The 13,209-nt window shown below is 66.7% G+C and carries 12 protein-coding genes; 4 read left to right on the top strand and 8 right to left on the bottom strand.

All coding sequences use genetic code 11. The features are described 5' to 3' along the window. From B2W70_RS03920 to B2W70_RS03910, 3 genes are all read right to left on the bottom strand, one after another. Positions 1 to 246: hypothetical protein (locus B2W70_RS03920; protein ID WP_286743059.1), on the bottom strand; the 246-nt coding region annotated here is incomplete at its 3' end. Between the two features lie 90 nt (positions 247 to 336). Further along, entirely contained in the window at positions 337 to 1,272 is a 936-nt protein-coding gene (locus B2W70_RS03915; RefSeq protein ID WP_286743057.1) for an HD-GYP domain-containing protein, read from the bottom strand. 135 nt (positions 1,273 to 1,407) lie between these two features. After that, the gene (locus tag B2W70_RS03910; RefSeq protein ID WP_286743055.1) at positions 1,408 to 1,662 is read right to left on the bottom strand and encodes a SlyX family protein; all 255 of its coding nucleotides are present in this window, start codon (positions 1,660 to 1,662) and stop codon (positions 1,408 to 1,410) included. Between the two features lie 223 nt (positions 1,663 to 1,885). Here B2W70_RS03910 and B2W70_RS03905 point away from each other — a divergent pair, with 223 nt between their 5' ends. From B2W70_RS03905 to B2W70_RS03890, 4 genes are all read left to right on the top strand, one after another. Further along, positions 1,886 to 2,962, top strand: coding sequence for a zinc-binding metallopeptidase family protein (locus B2W70_RS03905; RefSeq protein ID WP_286743053.1), 1,077 nt, complete (start codon positions 1,886 to 1,888; stop codon positions 2,960 to 2,962). Positions 2,963 to 2,983: 21 nt separating this feature from the next. Next, on the top strand, positions 2,984 to 5,059 hold the full coding sequence (locus tag B2W70_RS03900) for a catalase (RefSeq protein WP_286743050.1): 2,076 nt from the start codon (positions 2,984 to 2,986) through the stop codon (positions 5,057 to 5,059). A gap of 31 nt (positions 5,060 to 5,090) precedes the next feature. Further along, the gene (locus B2W70_RS03895) at positions 5,091 to 5,591 is read left to right on the top strand and encodes a CreA family protein (RefSeq protein WP_414631022.1); all 501 of its coding nucleotides are present in this window, start codon (positions 5,091 to 5,093) and stop codon (positions 5,589 to 5,591) included. 143 nt (positions 5,592 to 5,734) lie between these two features. After that, complete coding sequence (locus tag B2W70_RS03890) at positions 5,735 to 6,004, top strand: PAAR domain-containing protein (RefSeq protein WP_058088508.1); 270 nt, start codon at positions 5,735 to 5,737, stop codon at positions 6,002 to 6,004. A gap of 34 nt (positions 6,005 to 6,038) precedes the next feature. Here B2W70_RS03890 and B2W70_RS03885 read toward each other — a convergent pair whose 3' ends face one another. The 5 genes from B2W70_RS03885 to B2W70_RS03865 form a co-directional block, all read right to left on the bottom strand. Beyond that, positions 6,039 to 8,960 (bottom strand): YncE family protein, encoded by a 2,922-nt coding sequence (locus B2W70_RS03885; RefSeq protein ID WP_286743047.1) that lies wholly within the window; start codon positions 8,958 to 8,960, stop codon positions 6,039 to 6,041. Between the two features lie 142 nt (positions 8,961 to 9,102). Then, entirely contained in the window at positions 9,103 to 9,831 is a 729-nt protein-coding gene (locus tag B2W70_RS03880) for an LrgB family protein (RefSeq protein WP_286743045.1), read from the bottom strand. 8 nt (positions 9,832 to 9,839) lie between these two features. Continuing rightward, positions 9,840 to 10,241 (bottom strand): CidA/LrgA family protein, encoded by a 402-nt coding sequence (locus B2W70_RS03875; protein ID WP_286743043.1) that lies wholly within the window; start codon positions 10,239 to 10,241, stop codon positions 9,840 to 9,842. Positions 10,242 to 10,341: 100 nt separating this feature from the next. Continuing rightward, positions 10,342 to 11,688, bottom strand: coding sequence for a dicarboxylate/amino acid:cation symporter (locus tag B2W70_RS03870; protein ID WP_414631023.1), 1,347 nt, complete (start codon positions 11,686 to 11,688; stop codon positions 10,342 to 10,344). 118 nt (positions 11,689 to 11,806) lie between these two features. Next, a complete protein-coding gene (locus B2W70_RS03865; RefSeq protein ID WP_286743040.1) occupies positions 11,807 to 12,805 on the bottom strand; it encodes a hypothetical protein in 999 nt (332 codons plus the stop codon). Positions 12,806 to 13,209 lie beyond the last annotated feature (404 nt).

Genomic DNA, 13,209 nt, shown 5'->3' with positions numbered 1-13,209 from the left:
CTGCAGGTCGGCCAGGCGGTGCTCGCGCGCCCAGTTGGTCACCGGGGTGGACAAGGCAAAAGGCACGTAAAGGTTGACCAGCAGGCGCGTGACCAGGTCAAGCACCGACATGCCGGTGGCGCCCCAGTCGTAGGCCTCGCCGGCCCCGGTGCGGGCACGTCGGGACAGCCACCAGCCTTCCAGCACGGTGATGAGGGCGACGAGGGGAACGACCCCGAAGAGGAGGAATCGATCGAAAGCGGTCATGTGGGTTCGGCCGAGGGTGACGGGGCCCCGCACAGCAGCCCGCGAACGGCGCAGTGTGTCACAGCGCTTGCCACCATCTGGGAACAGGCCTCAGGCAGGCGCGTAGCCCGCTTGCACGGCCAGGCCGACCGTGTCCTGCACGAACCGGCGGATGAGCGCGTGATCCGGTTGCGGCAGCATGTCCATGGGCGAGCCAAAGGCACCGGTGGGCTCGGCGATCAACGCACGAGGTCCGGCGACAGCGCCTGCAGCCGCCACCAGCCGATGCCGGGCACCGCAGACCGGGCAATGCAGGTGCTCGCCGATGCGGTGCTCGCGCCTTTGCACCATGGTCGGGCCACAGGTGGCGCAGTGCTGAAGCGGCATGCCTTCGTCGCTGTGCCCGATGATGCCCTGCAGCGCGCCTTCACGGGCCAGGGCCAGGAAATGCCGGCCCAGGAAGTCATCGAACTGGCGACCGAGTTGTACCTCGATGGCCGACAGGGCCTCGTCAACGCTCATGGCGTCGCGCCAGGCTCGGCGGGTGGTCATGGCGTCGAACGCGTCACACAGGCCCACGATGCGCGCCCCGGTGGGGATGGTCGGACCGCTCAGTCCGCGGGGGTAGCCACGGCCATCGGGGGTCTCGTGGTGCAGCAACACGATGTCGTACACCAAGGGGCCATAGGGGTGACCGGCCAGCAGTCGCGCGCCCATTTCGGGATGGGTGCGCATGACGGCGTGATCGGCTTCGCTCAGGGGTTCGCGCTGGCGCAACATGGCGTCCGGCACAGCGAGCTTGCCCAGGTCGTGCACGAAAGCGGCCAGCGCCACCTGCGCGCGCTCCTGGGGCGCCATGCCGGCGCGGTCGGCCAGCAACTCGGTGTAGCGGGCCACGCGCCAGAGGTGGCCGCCTGTCCAGGGGTCACGGGCTTCAACGGCCCAGGCCCAGGCCAGCAGGCTGCCAACGATGGCCTCGCGCTGCGTTTCCGGGCGCATGGCCCACGCCGCCGGATCCCGACGGGTGAAAAACGCCATCATGCCCATGAACCCTCCTTGTGCACAAAAAAGCCGCGACAGGCTGGTGAACCCACAGCCTACGCCCGTGACGGGCTATCGACAAGCGCGATGTGAAACTTGAGCCGGGTCAGGGGCTCAACAAGGGGTCCAAGCCGGCGCAATTCAATAGTGGGGCGGGAGTTCGTCCCGCAGGCTGCGAAAGCCGGGCTGCGCCGAATCGGCCTGGTCACGCAACTGCAGCAGCTCGCGCACCAGCAAATCGATCTGCTGTTGCTGGCGCACGATGGTGCGGTTGAGTTCTTCCACCAGGTCTTCGGTGAAGGCCGCCTTGATCTCCAGCTCGGTCAGGCGTTGATCGACCTGCTCGTTCAGCGAGGGGATGGGGTTGGCAGAGGAAATTTCAGGGTCTCGGGGCATGCACCGATTGGACCCCAAATCCTGGGCTTGCAAGCGACCAGCGACGCCGCCCCAGGCGACCCAAACACCACGCAGCGGCAGGCAAATACCCAAGGCGTCAACAACGTCATCCAGCACCTGCACGCGTCATGTTGTGAGGTTTTGTGAACCACGGCGCCCATGCCATTGACGGGATTTCACATCGCAATAAGATCAAGCTCATCTGACTAACCGAGGAGTCACATTGAAGACGTTTTCCTGTCCCCACTGCCAGCAGACGGTCTTCTTCGAGAACAACCGTTGCGAAGGCTGCGGACAAGCCATCGGCTACAGCCCACAGACGGGCGAAATGCAGCTCGTCGGTTCAGGGTGGCAGGCATGCACCCACGCTGCCACCGAGCTGGCGGGCCTGGCGGCGTGCAACTGGCTGCAGCCCGAGGGCGCCGACCAGGGCTTGTGCCTGAGCTGCCAGCACACCGCCGTGGTCCCCGACCTGGGAGACCCCGAGCAACTTCGGCTCTGGATGAAGCTCGAATCTGCCAAGCGGCGGCTGTTCCACACGCTGCTGAGCTGGGGCCTGCCCCTTGACGAGCCCGGCACCCCGGGTGCCCTGACCTTCGAGTTCAAAGCCGACATGGCCGGTGAGCAGCCGGTGATGACAGGGCACCTGCACGGCCGCATCACGCTCAACATCGCCGAGGCCGATGACGCCGTGCGCGAAGCGGTGAGAGCGCAAATGGGCGAGCCCTACCGCACGCTCACAGGCCACCTGCGTCACGAGGTCGGACACCACTACTGGGATCGGCTGGTGGCCAACGGCCCACACCTGGCGGGTTTTCGCGCCCTGTTCGGCGACGAGCAAAGCGACTATGGCCAGAGCCTGGCCAGGCACCACGAGCAGGGTCCGCCTGCCGGGTGGACGGCACATTGGGTGAGCGCCTACGCATCGGCCCACCCCTGGGAGGATTGGGCCGAGACCTGGGCGCACTGGCTGCACATCGTCGATGCCATGGACACGGCGGCACATTGGGGCCTGGCCCTCGGCCAGGGCAGCGGCTCGGCTTACGGCCACACCACGCCCAGCCCTCCCACGCCCGCCTTGTCCCTGGCCTCGCGCCTGCCTGCCGGGTTGCCCGACGACCCGCAGGCCTTCCGCCAGGTCCTCATCGACGCCTGGCTTCCGCTGTCGCAATGCCTCAACAGCCTGGGCCGCAGCCTCGGACATGGCGACGCCTACCCCTTTGTGCTGAGCGAGACCGTGCTGGACAAGCTGTGCTTTGTCCATGGCGTGGCCGCGCGTTCTCTTGCATCCGCCCCTTGAACCCAAACCCCAGGAAGAACCATGTCCCGTTCTCATGCACCCACCTTCAAGCCCGAACAGCCCGGAGCCGGCCAGGAGTGGCATCAGCGCGCCGAAGCCGGCCAGCCCAGGCTGACCACCCACGACGGCGCCGTCGTGTCAGACAACCAGAACACCCTGAAAGCGCATGCGAGGGGCCCTTCGCTGCTCGCCGATGTGGTGCTGCAGGAAAAGCTTTCGCAGTTCGACCGTGAACGCATCCCTGAACGGGTGGTGCACGCTCGGGGCTCCGGCGCACACGGCCGCTTCGAGCTCACGGAGTCGCTGGCTCGCTACACCACGGCCAAGGTGCTGACCCAGGTGGGACACCACACCCCGGTGTTCGCCAGGTTGTCGACCGTGGCGGGGCCTCTGGGCTCGGCCGACACCGTGCGGGACGTGCGCGGCTTTGCCGTCAAGTTCTACACCGAGGAGGGCAACTGGGACCTGGTGGGCAACAACATCCCCGTCTTCTTCATCCAGGACGCAATGAAGTTCCCCGACCTCGTGCATGCCGTCAAGCGAGAGCCCGACCGGGGCTTCCCATCGGCGGCATCGGCGCACGACACGTTCTGGGACTTCGCCTCGCACATGCCCGAGTCCTTGCACATGCTGCAGTGGGTGATGAGCGACCGCGCGATCCCTCGCTCGCTGCGCACGATGGAGGGCTTCGGCGTGCACACCTTCAAGCTGGTCAACGCCGAGGGCGAGGTCACGCTGGTGAAGTACCACTGGCGCCCTCGCCTGGGCCTGCAGTCCCTGGTCTGGGACGAGGCGGTCAAGATCGCCGGCGCCGACCCCGACTTCCACCGGCGCGACCTGTGGGAAGCCATCGACCGAGGCGACTTCCCCGTTTGGGACCTGGCGGTGCAACTGTTCACCGAGGCCGATGCCGACGCCTTCGGCTTCGACCCCCTGGACGCGACCAAGCTCATCCCGGAAGAGCAGGTGCCGCTGCAGGTGATCGGCCACATGGTGCTCGACCGCAACCCCGACAACTTTTTTGCTGAAACAGAGCAGGTGGCGTTCTGTCCCAGCCGCATCGTGCCCGGCATGGACTTCAGCGACGATCCGCTGCTGCATGGGCGCCTGTTTTCGTACCGCGACACCCAGACCCACCGGCTGGGCAGCGTGAACTTTCAGCAGCTGCCCATCAACCGGGCGCGCTGCCCTGTGCATCACTTCTACCGCGACGGGGCCATGCAAACGAACACCCCCAGCGGCCAGGTGGCATACGAGCCCAACGGGCTGGCACCCAAGGGCCCACGCGAGCACCCCGATGGCTTGCGGGCCGCGCCGGGCCAAGACGGCACCGGGCCACGCACGCGTGATCGGGCCAGCAGCTTCGGCGAACACCACCAACAGGCCAGGCGCTTCTACCTCAGCCAGACCGAGGTGGAGCAAGCGCACATCGCCGCAGCCTTCGTGTTCGAACTCTCCAAGGTCCATGCCGCAGAGATCAGGCAACGCATGGTGGCTCAGCTGCGCACCGTTCACGAGGACCTTGGGCAACGCGTGGCGCGGGGGCTTGGACTCGATCCCGTGCCCGCCCCGATGCCCCTGAGCACCCCGGTGAGGGACCTGCCTGCCTCACCCGCGCTGGGCCTGATCGGCAAGATGAAGCTCACGCTCCAGGGACGCGCCATCGGCGTGCTGATCCACGACGGCAGCAACGCCGGCACACTCAAGAAGCTCAAAGACACCTTGTGCAACACCGGCGCCCGCGTGGTCACCGTCGCCCCGCGCCGTCTGGGCGTGACCCTGTCCGATGGCAAGAAGATCGACGCCGATGCCCAGCTCGCAGGCGCCCCGTCGGTGCTGTTCGATGCCATCGCCGTGTTGCTGGCGCCCAAGGCCGCCGACGAGCTGGCCCACCAGGATGCGGCACTGGGCTTCGTTCGCGATGCCCACGCCCACCTCAAGGCCATCTGCATGGACGAAGGTGGCCAGGCCCTGCTGCAGGCCGCGGACCTCTTGCCCGATCGGTTCTACTTCCCGGTGAGCCAGATCCGTGATTTCATGGGAGGCGCGGCCACTCGCCTTTGGGAGAGAGAGTCGCGCCTGCGGCCTCAGCCTTGAGAAACCCCCATCGACCATCGGACGCGCCAACATGCCCGCCAAACCCGTGACATCACACCTCCCAACACGCCTGCTTGCCGGTGCCCTGATCATCTGCGGGCTGTTCGCCCCACTCGCCCACGCCGACTCGATCGGCGAGGTCGACACCGTCTTCAAGCTGATCGGCCCGGACCACAAGATCGTGGTGGACGCGCACGACGACCCCAAGGTACAGGGCGTGACCTGCTACGTCTCGCGAGCCAAGACCGGAGGCGTCAAAGGCGCGCTCGGGCTGGCAGAAGACCGCTCCGAGGCGTCCATCGCCTGCCGCCAGACGGGACCGATCAGCGTCAAAGGCAAGCTGCCCCGGCAAGAAGAGGTCTTCACCGAGCGCACCTCGCTGGTCTTCAAGCGCCTGCGCATCGTGCGCATGCTCGACCCCGAGCGCCAGACCCTGGTCTACCTGAGCTACTCCGACCGCCTCATCGAAGGCTCGCCGGACAACAGCATCTCGGTGGTGCCGGCACCCGGCGTGCCCATGCCCAAGGACTGAACCGCTGCGGGACCCGCCCCGCAAACGGTAACAATTTGCCCCGGATGGGGGGACGAGGCTGGGGGCCCTGCCCGCTTAAAGTCGCGCCTGCACGGGCAACGCACCCGCGCGCCACACGATTCACCCAGAGAGCACCCGACCCCATGTCCCGGCCCTTCATCGTCATCGGCGACCGCACCGACCACGGCGGCGTCGTCATCGGCTCCTCGCAAACCACCGACACCCACGGCAAGCGCATCGCCCGCGTGGGCGACCAGGTCACGTGCCCGAAAAAGGGCCATGGCGGCACCACCGTCATCGTCTCTGGCGACCCGACGATGATCATCGACGGCCAGCCGGCTGCACGCCATGGCGACAAGTGCGCGTGTGGGGCGACGTTGATCTCGGGACAGGCCGTCAGCTCGACGGTCTGAACTCCTTCTCGCCGCACCCGGCGGCGTCAGGCCATCAATTGACCGCCGCAATGCGCCGCCCCGACCCCGGCGGCACGCAGGTGTAGGTCACCTCCTGGCCGGCCACGTTGGCCAGGCTGCGCAGGGCCGCATCGGTGCGGCGGCTGCCATCGCTGCCCAGGAAGGCATTGGCGGCCACATCGAACCAGAAGCCTCGGCGCAAGCCGGTCTCCACGGTGTGCGCCACCAGGTCGCACTCGGTCACCTGGCCACCCAGCAGCTTCGACACGAACGGCGTCTTCGCGCGCTGGATCAGCAGATCGATGCGTGGCCAAGCAGCCAGGCGCTGGCCAGCGTCGGCACTCAGGGTGACCTGCTGGCCCACGATGGGCGCCAGGTCGCTGTCCATGGCGTGCATGAAGTCCGACACGTCGCGGCGGGTCTGATTGGGGTTGAGCAGCGGGAAGCCCGAGTTCAGCGTGGGCTGGAACACGCGCACCGTGAAGAAGTGGGCCAGCAGGTCCACGGTGCCGTCGTGCACAAAGCCGAAGCCGCGCACCTGGTCACCCTGGTGGCCCGTGTCGGGTGCCGTCGCAAAAGGCACGGCGGGCGAGCCAAAGCGCCCGACCTTGGCGTACATGTTGCGCAGGTGGGGCACCTTGACGATCTGCGAGATGCCTTCGAAGCTTTGCATCTTGCCGGTGCCGTACAGGCCCTGCGCCGCGTCCACCGTGTGGCAGCCGTTGCAGTTGTGGCTCTTGACGAAGTTGCGCAGGTTGCCCAGCTCGGGCACCAGGATGCCATCCGATGGGCGATCGCCGAAGTAGAAGTCAAAGCCGCGTTTTTGCGCCGCCGTCAGCGAGTTGTCGAGGTTGCGGATCGGGTTGGGCGGCAGCTGCACCTGCAGCATGAAGTCGGCAAAGGCCTGCATGCCTCCTTCGCTCATCGGCGCGGGGTTGCCCAGCAAGCCTTCGAACGCTGGCGCGAAGTTCTTGAACGACAGCACCGCGTCGTCGGCGTGCACACCGAAGAAGCCGTTGGAGCGGTCGCCACGCCAGTGCATGGCACCGGAGTTCGACATGCCCTTGAGCGTCTGCGTGGTCATCGGCCCCTTCATGGGGTGGAAGTCCTTGGGGTCGTCGCTGCCGTTGATCTTGTTCTTGGGGTTGGACTGGAACAGGAACTTGGCCACCTGGAACTCGGTCTCGCGCGTGAACTCCTGCTTCAGCGGGCTCTTGGTGACCACGTCGTCCGGGTTGCCGAGGTCCCAGGCCAGGTCGTCCATGTCGCCAAAGGTGTGGCAACTCGCGCACGAGGCTTCGCCATTGGCCGACGACAGGTTGGCGTCGTACAGGAAGGGCCTGCCCGCGATCACGGACGCCGGCTCGGGGTTGGGCAGCGCGGCTTTGGCCACTTCATGGCGCCCCGACAGGCTCAGCACCTTGACCGCGTTGTCGAAGCGGGTCATGACGTAGAGGCGGTCGCGCGATTCGTCGAGCACCAGGCCGCTGGGGCCACCGCCGCTGACGGTGATGTAGCGGCTGCTGGCCGTGCGTGGGTTGAAGGTGTCGTTTTCGATCTCGGTGGTGTCGAACACGCCGATGCGGCTGGAGCCGTTGGCGGCCACGAACAAGGTGCGGCCATCGCGGGTGACGGCCATCTCCATCGGGCTGGCCAGGCTGTGCTGCTTGGCCGTGGCGTCAAAGCCGGGGTCGTTGACCAGCTTGCTGTAGTCGATGTGCTTGTTGAGGTGGCGCGGCAGCACCTGCCCGTTGCCCACCACCGTGATGCGCGACAGCGCGATCTTGCCTTGCACCGTCGAGCCGCCATGCTTGCCGGGGCCTTCGAAGCGCGTGAGGTTGTTGGCCTCGGTGTTCGTGACATAGAGCTTGCCCGTGACCGGGTTGGTGGCCATGTTGAACAGCGTCGTGCCCACGTGCGAGAAGATGGCCTTGTCGGTCAGCGCGTTGGCATCGACCGCAAACACGTCCTTGTCGGGCAGGTTGAAGCGCATGGCCGGCGTCCAGTTGCGCCCGATCACGTCCTGCCATTGGCCCTTGTCGCGGTTGAACTTGACGATGAGACCGGTCTTGGGCGCGGGCTTGCCCTCGGCATTGGCGGGCGGACCCAACCGGCCACCGGGCGACTTCGTGCCCTTGATGTCGCAGGGTGTGTTGAGCTCGAAGCTTTCGCACACCAGCTCTTCGTTGATCGAGGCCGTCTGGTTGCCCGATTTGAACGCGGCCACGTAGACGGTGTTGCGATCGGGGCTGACGGCCAAGGCACGCGGCGTGTCGGCGAAGAAATTCATGATGCGCACCGGCACCCCGCCCAATTGTGGCGAGAGGTTGTCGGGGTTGAAGACCCAGACGTCGGCGCGCGGCACCCCCGGGGTGGTGAGCTTGGGGTCGCCTGCGCCGGGCACGCCCTTGAGCGAGACGTGCGTGAGTTGCTGGCCCCTGTGGGCCGCGGTGACGAAGGCCTTGGCGGGCGTGCCGGCGAAGACGATGTCGCGGGGTTCGTCACCCACCAGCAGGGTGCGCACCACCCGTGGTGTGCCTTGCAGGCTGACCACGCTCACGCTGTCGGAGAGGTGGTTGACCACCCAGACCTCGCTGGCGTTGCGCACCGCCACAGACACCGGCTCCAGGCCCACGGGCACCCGCGCAGCCAGCTGCAGCCCGGACGCCGTGACGTTGAAGACCTCCAGCGTGTTGTTGGGCGTGTTGACCGCGAACAGCTTCGTGCCATCGGCCGACAGGGCCAGCGGGCGGACATGGCCGCTTTCAAATGGGATGAAGTCAGGGGCCGCAGCGTGGGCAGGGGCGTGGGCCTGCACGGCGATCAGGGCGGCGCAGGTGGCGATGGCGAACGCCGACGCAAACACGGAGACGAAGCCGGCTGGACGCGCATGACGCAGACCGCGCGAGGGTGGGATCGGGCCAATGGGCAGACGATGGCGGATGACGGGGGGCATGCGATGTCTCCTGACTGAACACTGTTCGTTTATCGGAACATCGACATTCACCGACAAAAACACACGAGCGCTGAACCGGGCAAACCCCGGAGCGCGGGTGTCTCTGGCGGCAAAAGGCGTCAGGCCAGTGTGCTGTCCAGGGTCAACCCTGGAGCCACTTCATCAACGCAGGCAACACCAGGGCGGTGAGCAGGCCGTTGAGCCCCATCGACAGGGCGGCGAAAGCGCCGCAGGCCTCGCTGAGCTGGATGGCCCGCGAAGTGCCGATGGCGTGTGCGCAGGTGCCCAGGGCCGTGCCCAGGGCCGCGTCGTCACCCGGCCGCAGGCGCGCAAACAGCCACGGCCCGACCACGGCGCCCAACAGGCCGGTGACCAACACGATGGTCGCCGCGATGGCCGGGTTGGAGCCGATCTCGTGCGCCAGCACCGTGGCCAACGCCGTGGTGACCGACTTGGTGCTCAAGGCCAGCAGCAGGCTCTGGCTGCCGCCCAGGGACCAGGCCACCAGCACGGCCGAACCCGTGGCCACGACGCTGCCCACCAGCAGCGCCGCCAGCGTGCTGCGCCAGCGCGCCTTGAGCTGCGTGAGCTCGCCATACAAAGGGATGGCCAGCGCCACGATGGCCGGCCCCAGCATCCAGTGCAAAAAGCGCGTGCCTTCGAAGTACGTGGCGTAAGGCATGCCGATGGCCTTGAGCGCCACGATGACGATGGCCACGGCCAGGATCAGTGGGTGAAAAAAGGGCGACTGCCCCGCCCTGCGGTGCAACCAGGTGCCCGCGGCGTAAGCCGCCAGCGTCAGGCCCAGGGGAAAAATCGGGTGGGCGAGGACGGCCTGGGTGGCCTGTGCCGCCAGGGCGGGAGCCAGCATGGGCTCACTCATGAGCGCCCCCCTCGATCACCTTGCTGCGTTGAATCCGCCGCACCGGCCGGTGCTTCCGCCCCATCGAAGCGGCTGAACCAGCGCACGGCCAGCCCGGTGGCCGCCATGCCCAGCACGATGCTCACGCACAGCGCGGCGGTCAGGGGCCAGGCGTCGGCACGCAAAGCATCGAACTGCGCCATGATGCCCACGCTCACCGGCACCAGGAACAGCGGCACCAGCATCAACAGCGTGTGCCCGGCGCGCTTGACCTCGGGCATCTGCCCTTTGCGAGCCAGCAGCGCGGCCAGCACAAGCACCATGCCGACCACGGCAGATGGCACAGGCAGGCCGGTCACCGTGACCACGGCCTCGCCGACCAGCTGGCCGGCCACCAGCAGCACCAGGCCCTGGATCATGATTTGAAAGCAAAAGAGGACTTCATCGGGACCGGATTGTCGCCGACGACGTCCCCTTGGGGTGAACAGCGGGGGGCACCCCGGCCACCCCGCCCTGCGATCACGCTTGCTGGCGCCCCACCGAAGCAGCGGGCTCACCCTGATGCTCGGCGTGGTGGCCAACGTTCTGGGCCAACGCAACCGATGCCACCGCCCCCGCCAGGCTGCCACCGCTGAGTTCCCGGTCCAGGGCCTCGCGGTCAAGCTGGCCTTCCCAGCGGGCGACGACGATGGTGGCCACGCTGTTGCCAATGAAGTTGGTCAGCGCGCGGGCTTCGGACATGAACCGGTCCACGCCCAGGATCAGGGCCAGGCCGGCCACCGGCACCTCGGGCACCACGGCCAGCGTGGCCGCCAGCGTGATGAAGCCAGCGCCGGTCACGCCGGAGGCACCCTTGGAGGTCAGCATGGCCACAGCCAAGAGCGAGAGCTGCTGCATCAGCGTGAGCTCGATGTTCAAGGCCTGGGCCACGAACAGCGCCGCCATCGTCAGGTAGATGTTGGTGCCGTCCAGGTTGAAGGAATAGCCCGATGGCACGACCAGGCCCACCACCGGCTTGGCGCAACCCAGGCGCTCGAGCTTGTGCATCAGCGGCACCAGCGCCGACTCGGAAGACGAGGTGCCCAGCACGGTCAGCAGCTCTTCCTTGAGGTAAGCGATCAGCTTGAAGATGTTGAAGCCGGTGAGCGCCGCGATGGTGCCCAGCACACCGACCACGAACAGCAGGCAGCACAGGTAGAAGCTGGCCATCAGGAACATCAGCGGCTTGAGCGAATCGACACCGTACTTGCCCAGCGTGAAGGCCATGGCGCCACCCGCCCCAATGGGCGCGAGCTTCATGATCACGTTCATCATCGCGAAGAAGATGTGCGAGCACTCTTCGATGAAGGTGTGCACCGCCTTGCTGCGACCGCCCATGCGCTGCATGGCATAGCCGAAAAGCAGCGCCAAGAGCAGCACCTGCAGCAGGTCACCCGAGCCCGTGAAGGCGTCGGTGAAGGTCTTGGGGATGATGTGCAGGATGAAGTCCACCGTGCTCTGTTCACCGGCCTTCTTGGCGAAAGCGGCCACGGCCTTGCCGTCAAGCGTGTGCGGGTCGGCATTGAAGCCGGCACCCGGCTTGAGCACGTTGGCCACCAGCAGGCCGATGCCCAGCGCCAGCGTCGAGACCACCTCGAAGTAGGTGAAGGCTTTCACGCCCACGCGCCCGACCTGCTTCATGTCGCTGCCATTGGCGATGCCCAGCACCACGGTGCAGAAGATGATCGGCGCGATCAGCATCTTGACCAGCGAGATGAAGCCATCGCCCAAGGGCTTGAGCTGCACGCCGAGTTGCGGGTTGACGATGCCGATGCAGGCGCCAGCGACGATGGCGAGCACGACCCAGAAGTAGAGGCTGGAGGCGATGCGTTTCATGTTGGGAGGCCGGAAAACATGAAACGAAGGTTATCGAGCGCAGGTCAGAAATAAATTGTGGGACGCCACATGGCCCTGACCGCGAGCCCCCCGATCTGCGTGCCCTCCGTCAATGCCGCTTCAGCTCGTCGGGCACCAGGTACACAAACGCCTTCGGGTCGAAGACGATCTTCCAGCTCTTTTCAGGCAGGGGCTGCCCATCGAGCATGCCGCTTTGGCGAACATGCAAGGGGGTGAAGGCCCCACCGTCGCGGATCGGGTCGGTGCGGTAGGTCCAGGTGGCTGCATCGCAGCGGGCAGGCGGCTCGGCGTCGGGCACCGTCTCGGCGTCCTCCGGCTCTTCTTGCGGCTCTTCTTGCGACGAGGCGGCACCGCTGGCCGAAGAGGCCGCCGACGCAGCCTCCTCGGCAGCCTCTTCGGCCTCCATGACTTCCTTCTCCATGCGGGCTTGCCACTTCGCGTGGCGCTCATCCGCCTGGGCGCAGCTCACGCTGGGCTTGGTCGTCGTGGCCGCACGAAAGCGCGCCAGCTCGACGATGGCCGCATCGCGCGGGGCCAGCACCACGTTGGTGATGCTCACGGTGGTGTCGGGGGCTTCCTGCTCACTCTGCTGCTTGAGGACCCAGCCCCACACCACGTCGCTCAAAGCCTCGAAGCGCACGCGCTCCGGCGTGAGCGGCACACCCCAGTCAGAGCGCTCGGACAACGCCACCTGCTCCAGCTCACCGGTCTGGGCATTGCGCGTGACCTGGAAGACGCCATACAGGTGCCCTGGCTGCCCATCCAGCGGCGTGCCACTGGCCACGAAGTAGAGGCCATCGCCCGGCCGTTTGTCCTGCAACTGCACCTGGTGCACCACGCGCACCACGTAGCTGCGCTTGTCGTTGCCCACGTACAGCCAGCCTTTTTGCTCTTCGTCGTAGCGACCGTAGGTCGCGCCCATGATCGATTCGATGGTTTCGGCCTCGGGGATCGGGGCTTGCCGCTCGCGCCAGCTGTCGAAGGCGAACCAGCCGATGAGCACGAAGAACAGCAAGCCCACAACGGCGAATGCTCGCACCACGTGCTTGCGAACAGGAGAAACGACGGTCTTGGCAGGCTCTTGCATGGCGACACCGAGCAAGGACGCCGCATCGAGGCGCCTCACCCGAGGCGCCTGAACTTCCCTGCTTGCTTGTTGATTTGTGAGGCGCTCATTGTCCTTCACCCTGCTGCGGGCTTCGAGCCGATACATCTGGTGACACCAGAGTCGGGGAGCGTGGTGCGTGGTGGGACCTTGCGCGCGACTGTGCACCGCTTGTGCGCCCTATAGTGCCGGTCCGCTCTGCAAGGCTTTCCATGTCCGTCTCGCGCATTCCCTGGCTCACCCTGACCTGCTACCTGATGGCGCTGGGCATCGCTGTGATGGTGCCCTGGCAGCCCGAGCTGAGCCAAAGCTGGTGGCGGGGCTGGCACGCGGCTGTGCCCCTGATCGCAGCAGGTGCGGCATGGCTGGGTGGCGTGTCCGCCGAC

The sequence above is a fragment of the Aquabacterium sp. UBA2148 genome, assembly GCF_002328915.1.
GTDB classification, from domain to species: domain Bacteria; phylum Pseudomonadota; class Gammaproteobacteria; order Burkholderiales; family Burkholderiaceae_C; genus Aquabacterium; species Aquabacterium parvum.
The sequence above is the reverse complement of the archived record's forward strand: the minus strand, read 5'-3'. Positions and strand labels throughout refer to the sequence as shown.

Bases quoted from the DNA above. Each gene is read 5' to 3' on its own strand.
- B2W70_RS03915 (WP_286743057.1), bottom strand. From the start codon at position 1,272: ATGGGCATGATGGCGTTTTTCACCCGTCGGGATCCGGCGGCGTGGGCC.
- B2W70_RS03910 (WP_286743055.1), bottom strand. From the start codon at position 1,662: ATGCCCCGAGACCCTGAAATTTCCTCTGCCAACCCCATCCCCTCGCTG.
- B2W70_RS03900 (WP_286743050.1), top strand. From the start codon at position 2,984: ATGTCCCGTTCTCATGCACCCACCTTCAAGCCCGAACAGCCCGGAGCC.
- B2W70_RS03895 (WP_414631022.1), top strand. From the start codon at position 5,091: ATGCCCGCCAAACCCGTGACATCACACCTCCCAACACGCCTGCTTGCC.
- B2W70_RS03890 (WP_058088508.1), top strand. From the start codon at position 5,735: ATGTCCCGGCCCTTCATCGTCATCGGCGACCGCACCGACCACGGCGGC.
- B2W70_RS03885 (WP_286743047.1), bottom strand. From the start codon at position 8,960: ATGCCCCCCGTCATCCGCCATCGTCTGCCCATTGGCCCGATCCCACCC.
- B2W70_RS03880 (WP_286743045.1), bottom strand. From the start codon at position 9,831: ATGCTGGCTCCCGCCCTGGCGGCACAGGCCACCCAGGCCGTCCTCGCC.
- B2W70_RS03875 (WP_286743043.1), bottom strand. From the start codon at position 10,241: ATGATCCAGGGCCTGGTGCTGCTGGTGGCCGGCCAGCTGGTCGGCGAG.
- B2W70_RS03865 (WP_286743040.1), bottom strand. From the start codon at position 12,805: ATGCAAGAGCCTGCCAAGACCGTCGTTTCTCCTGTTCGCAAGCACGTG.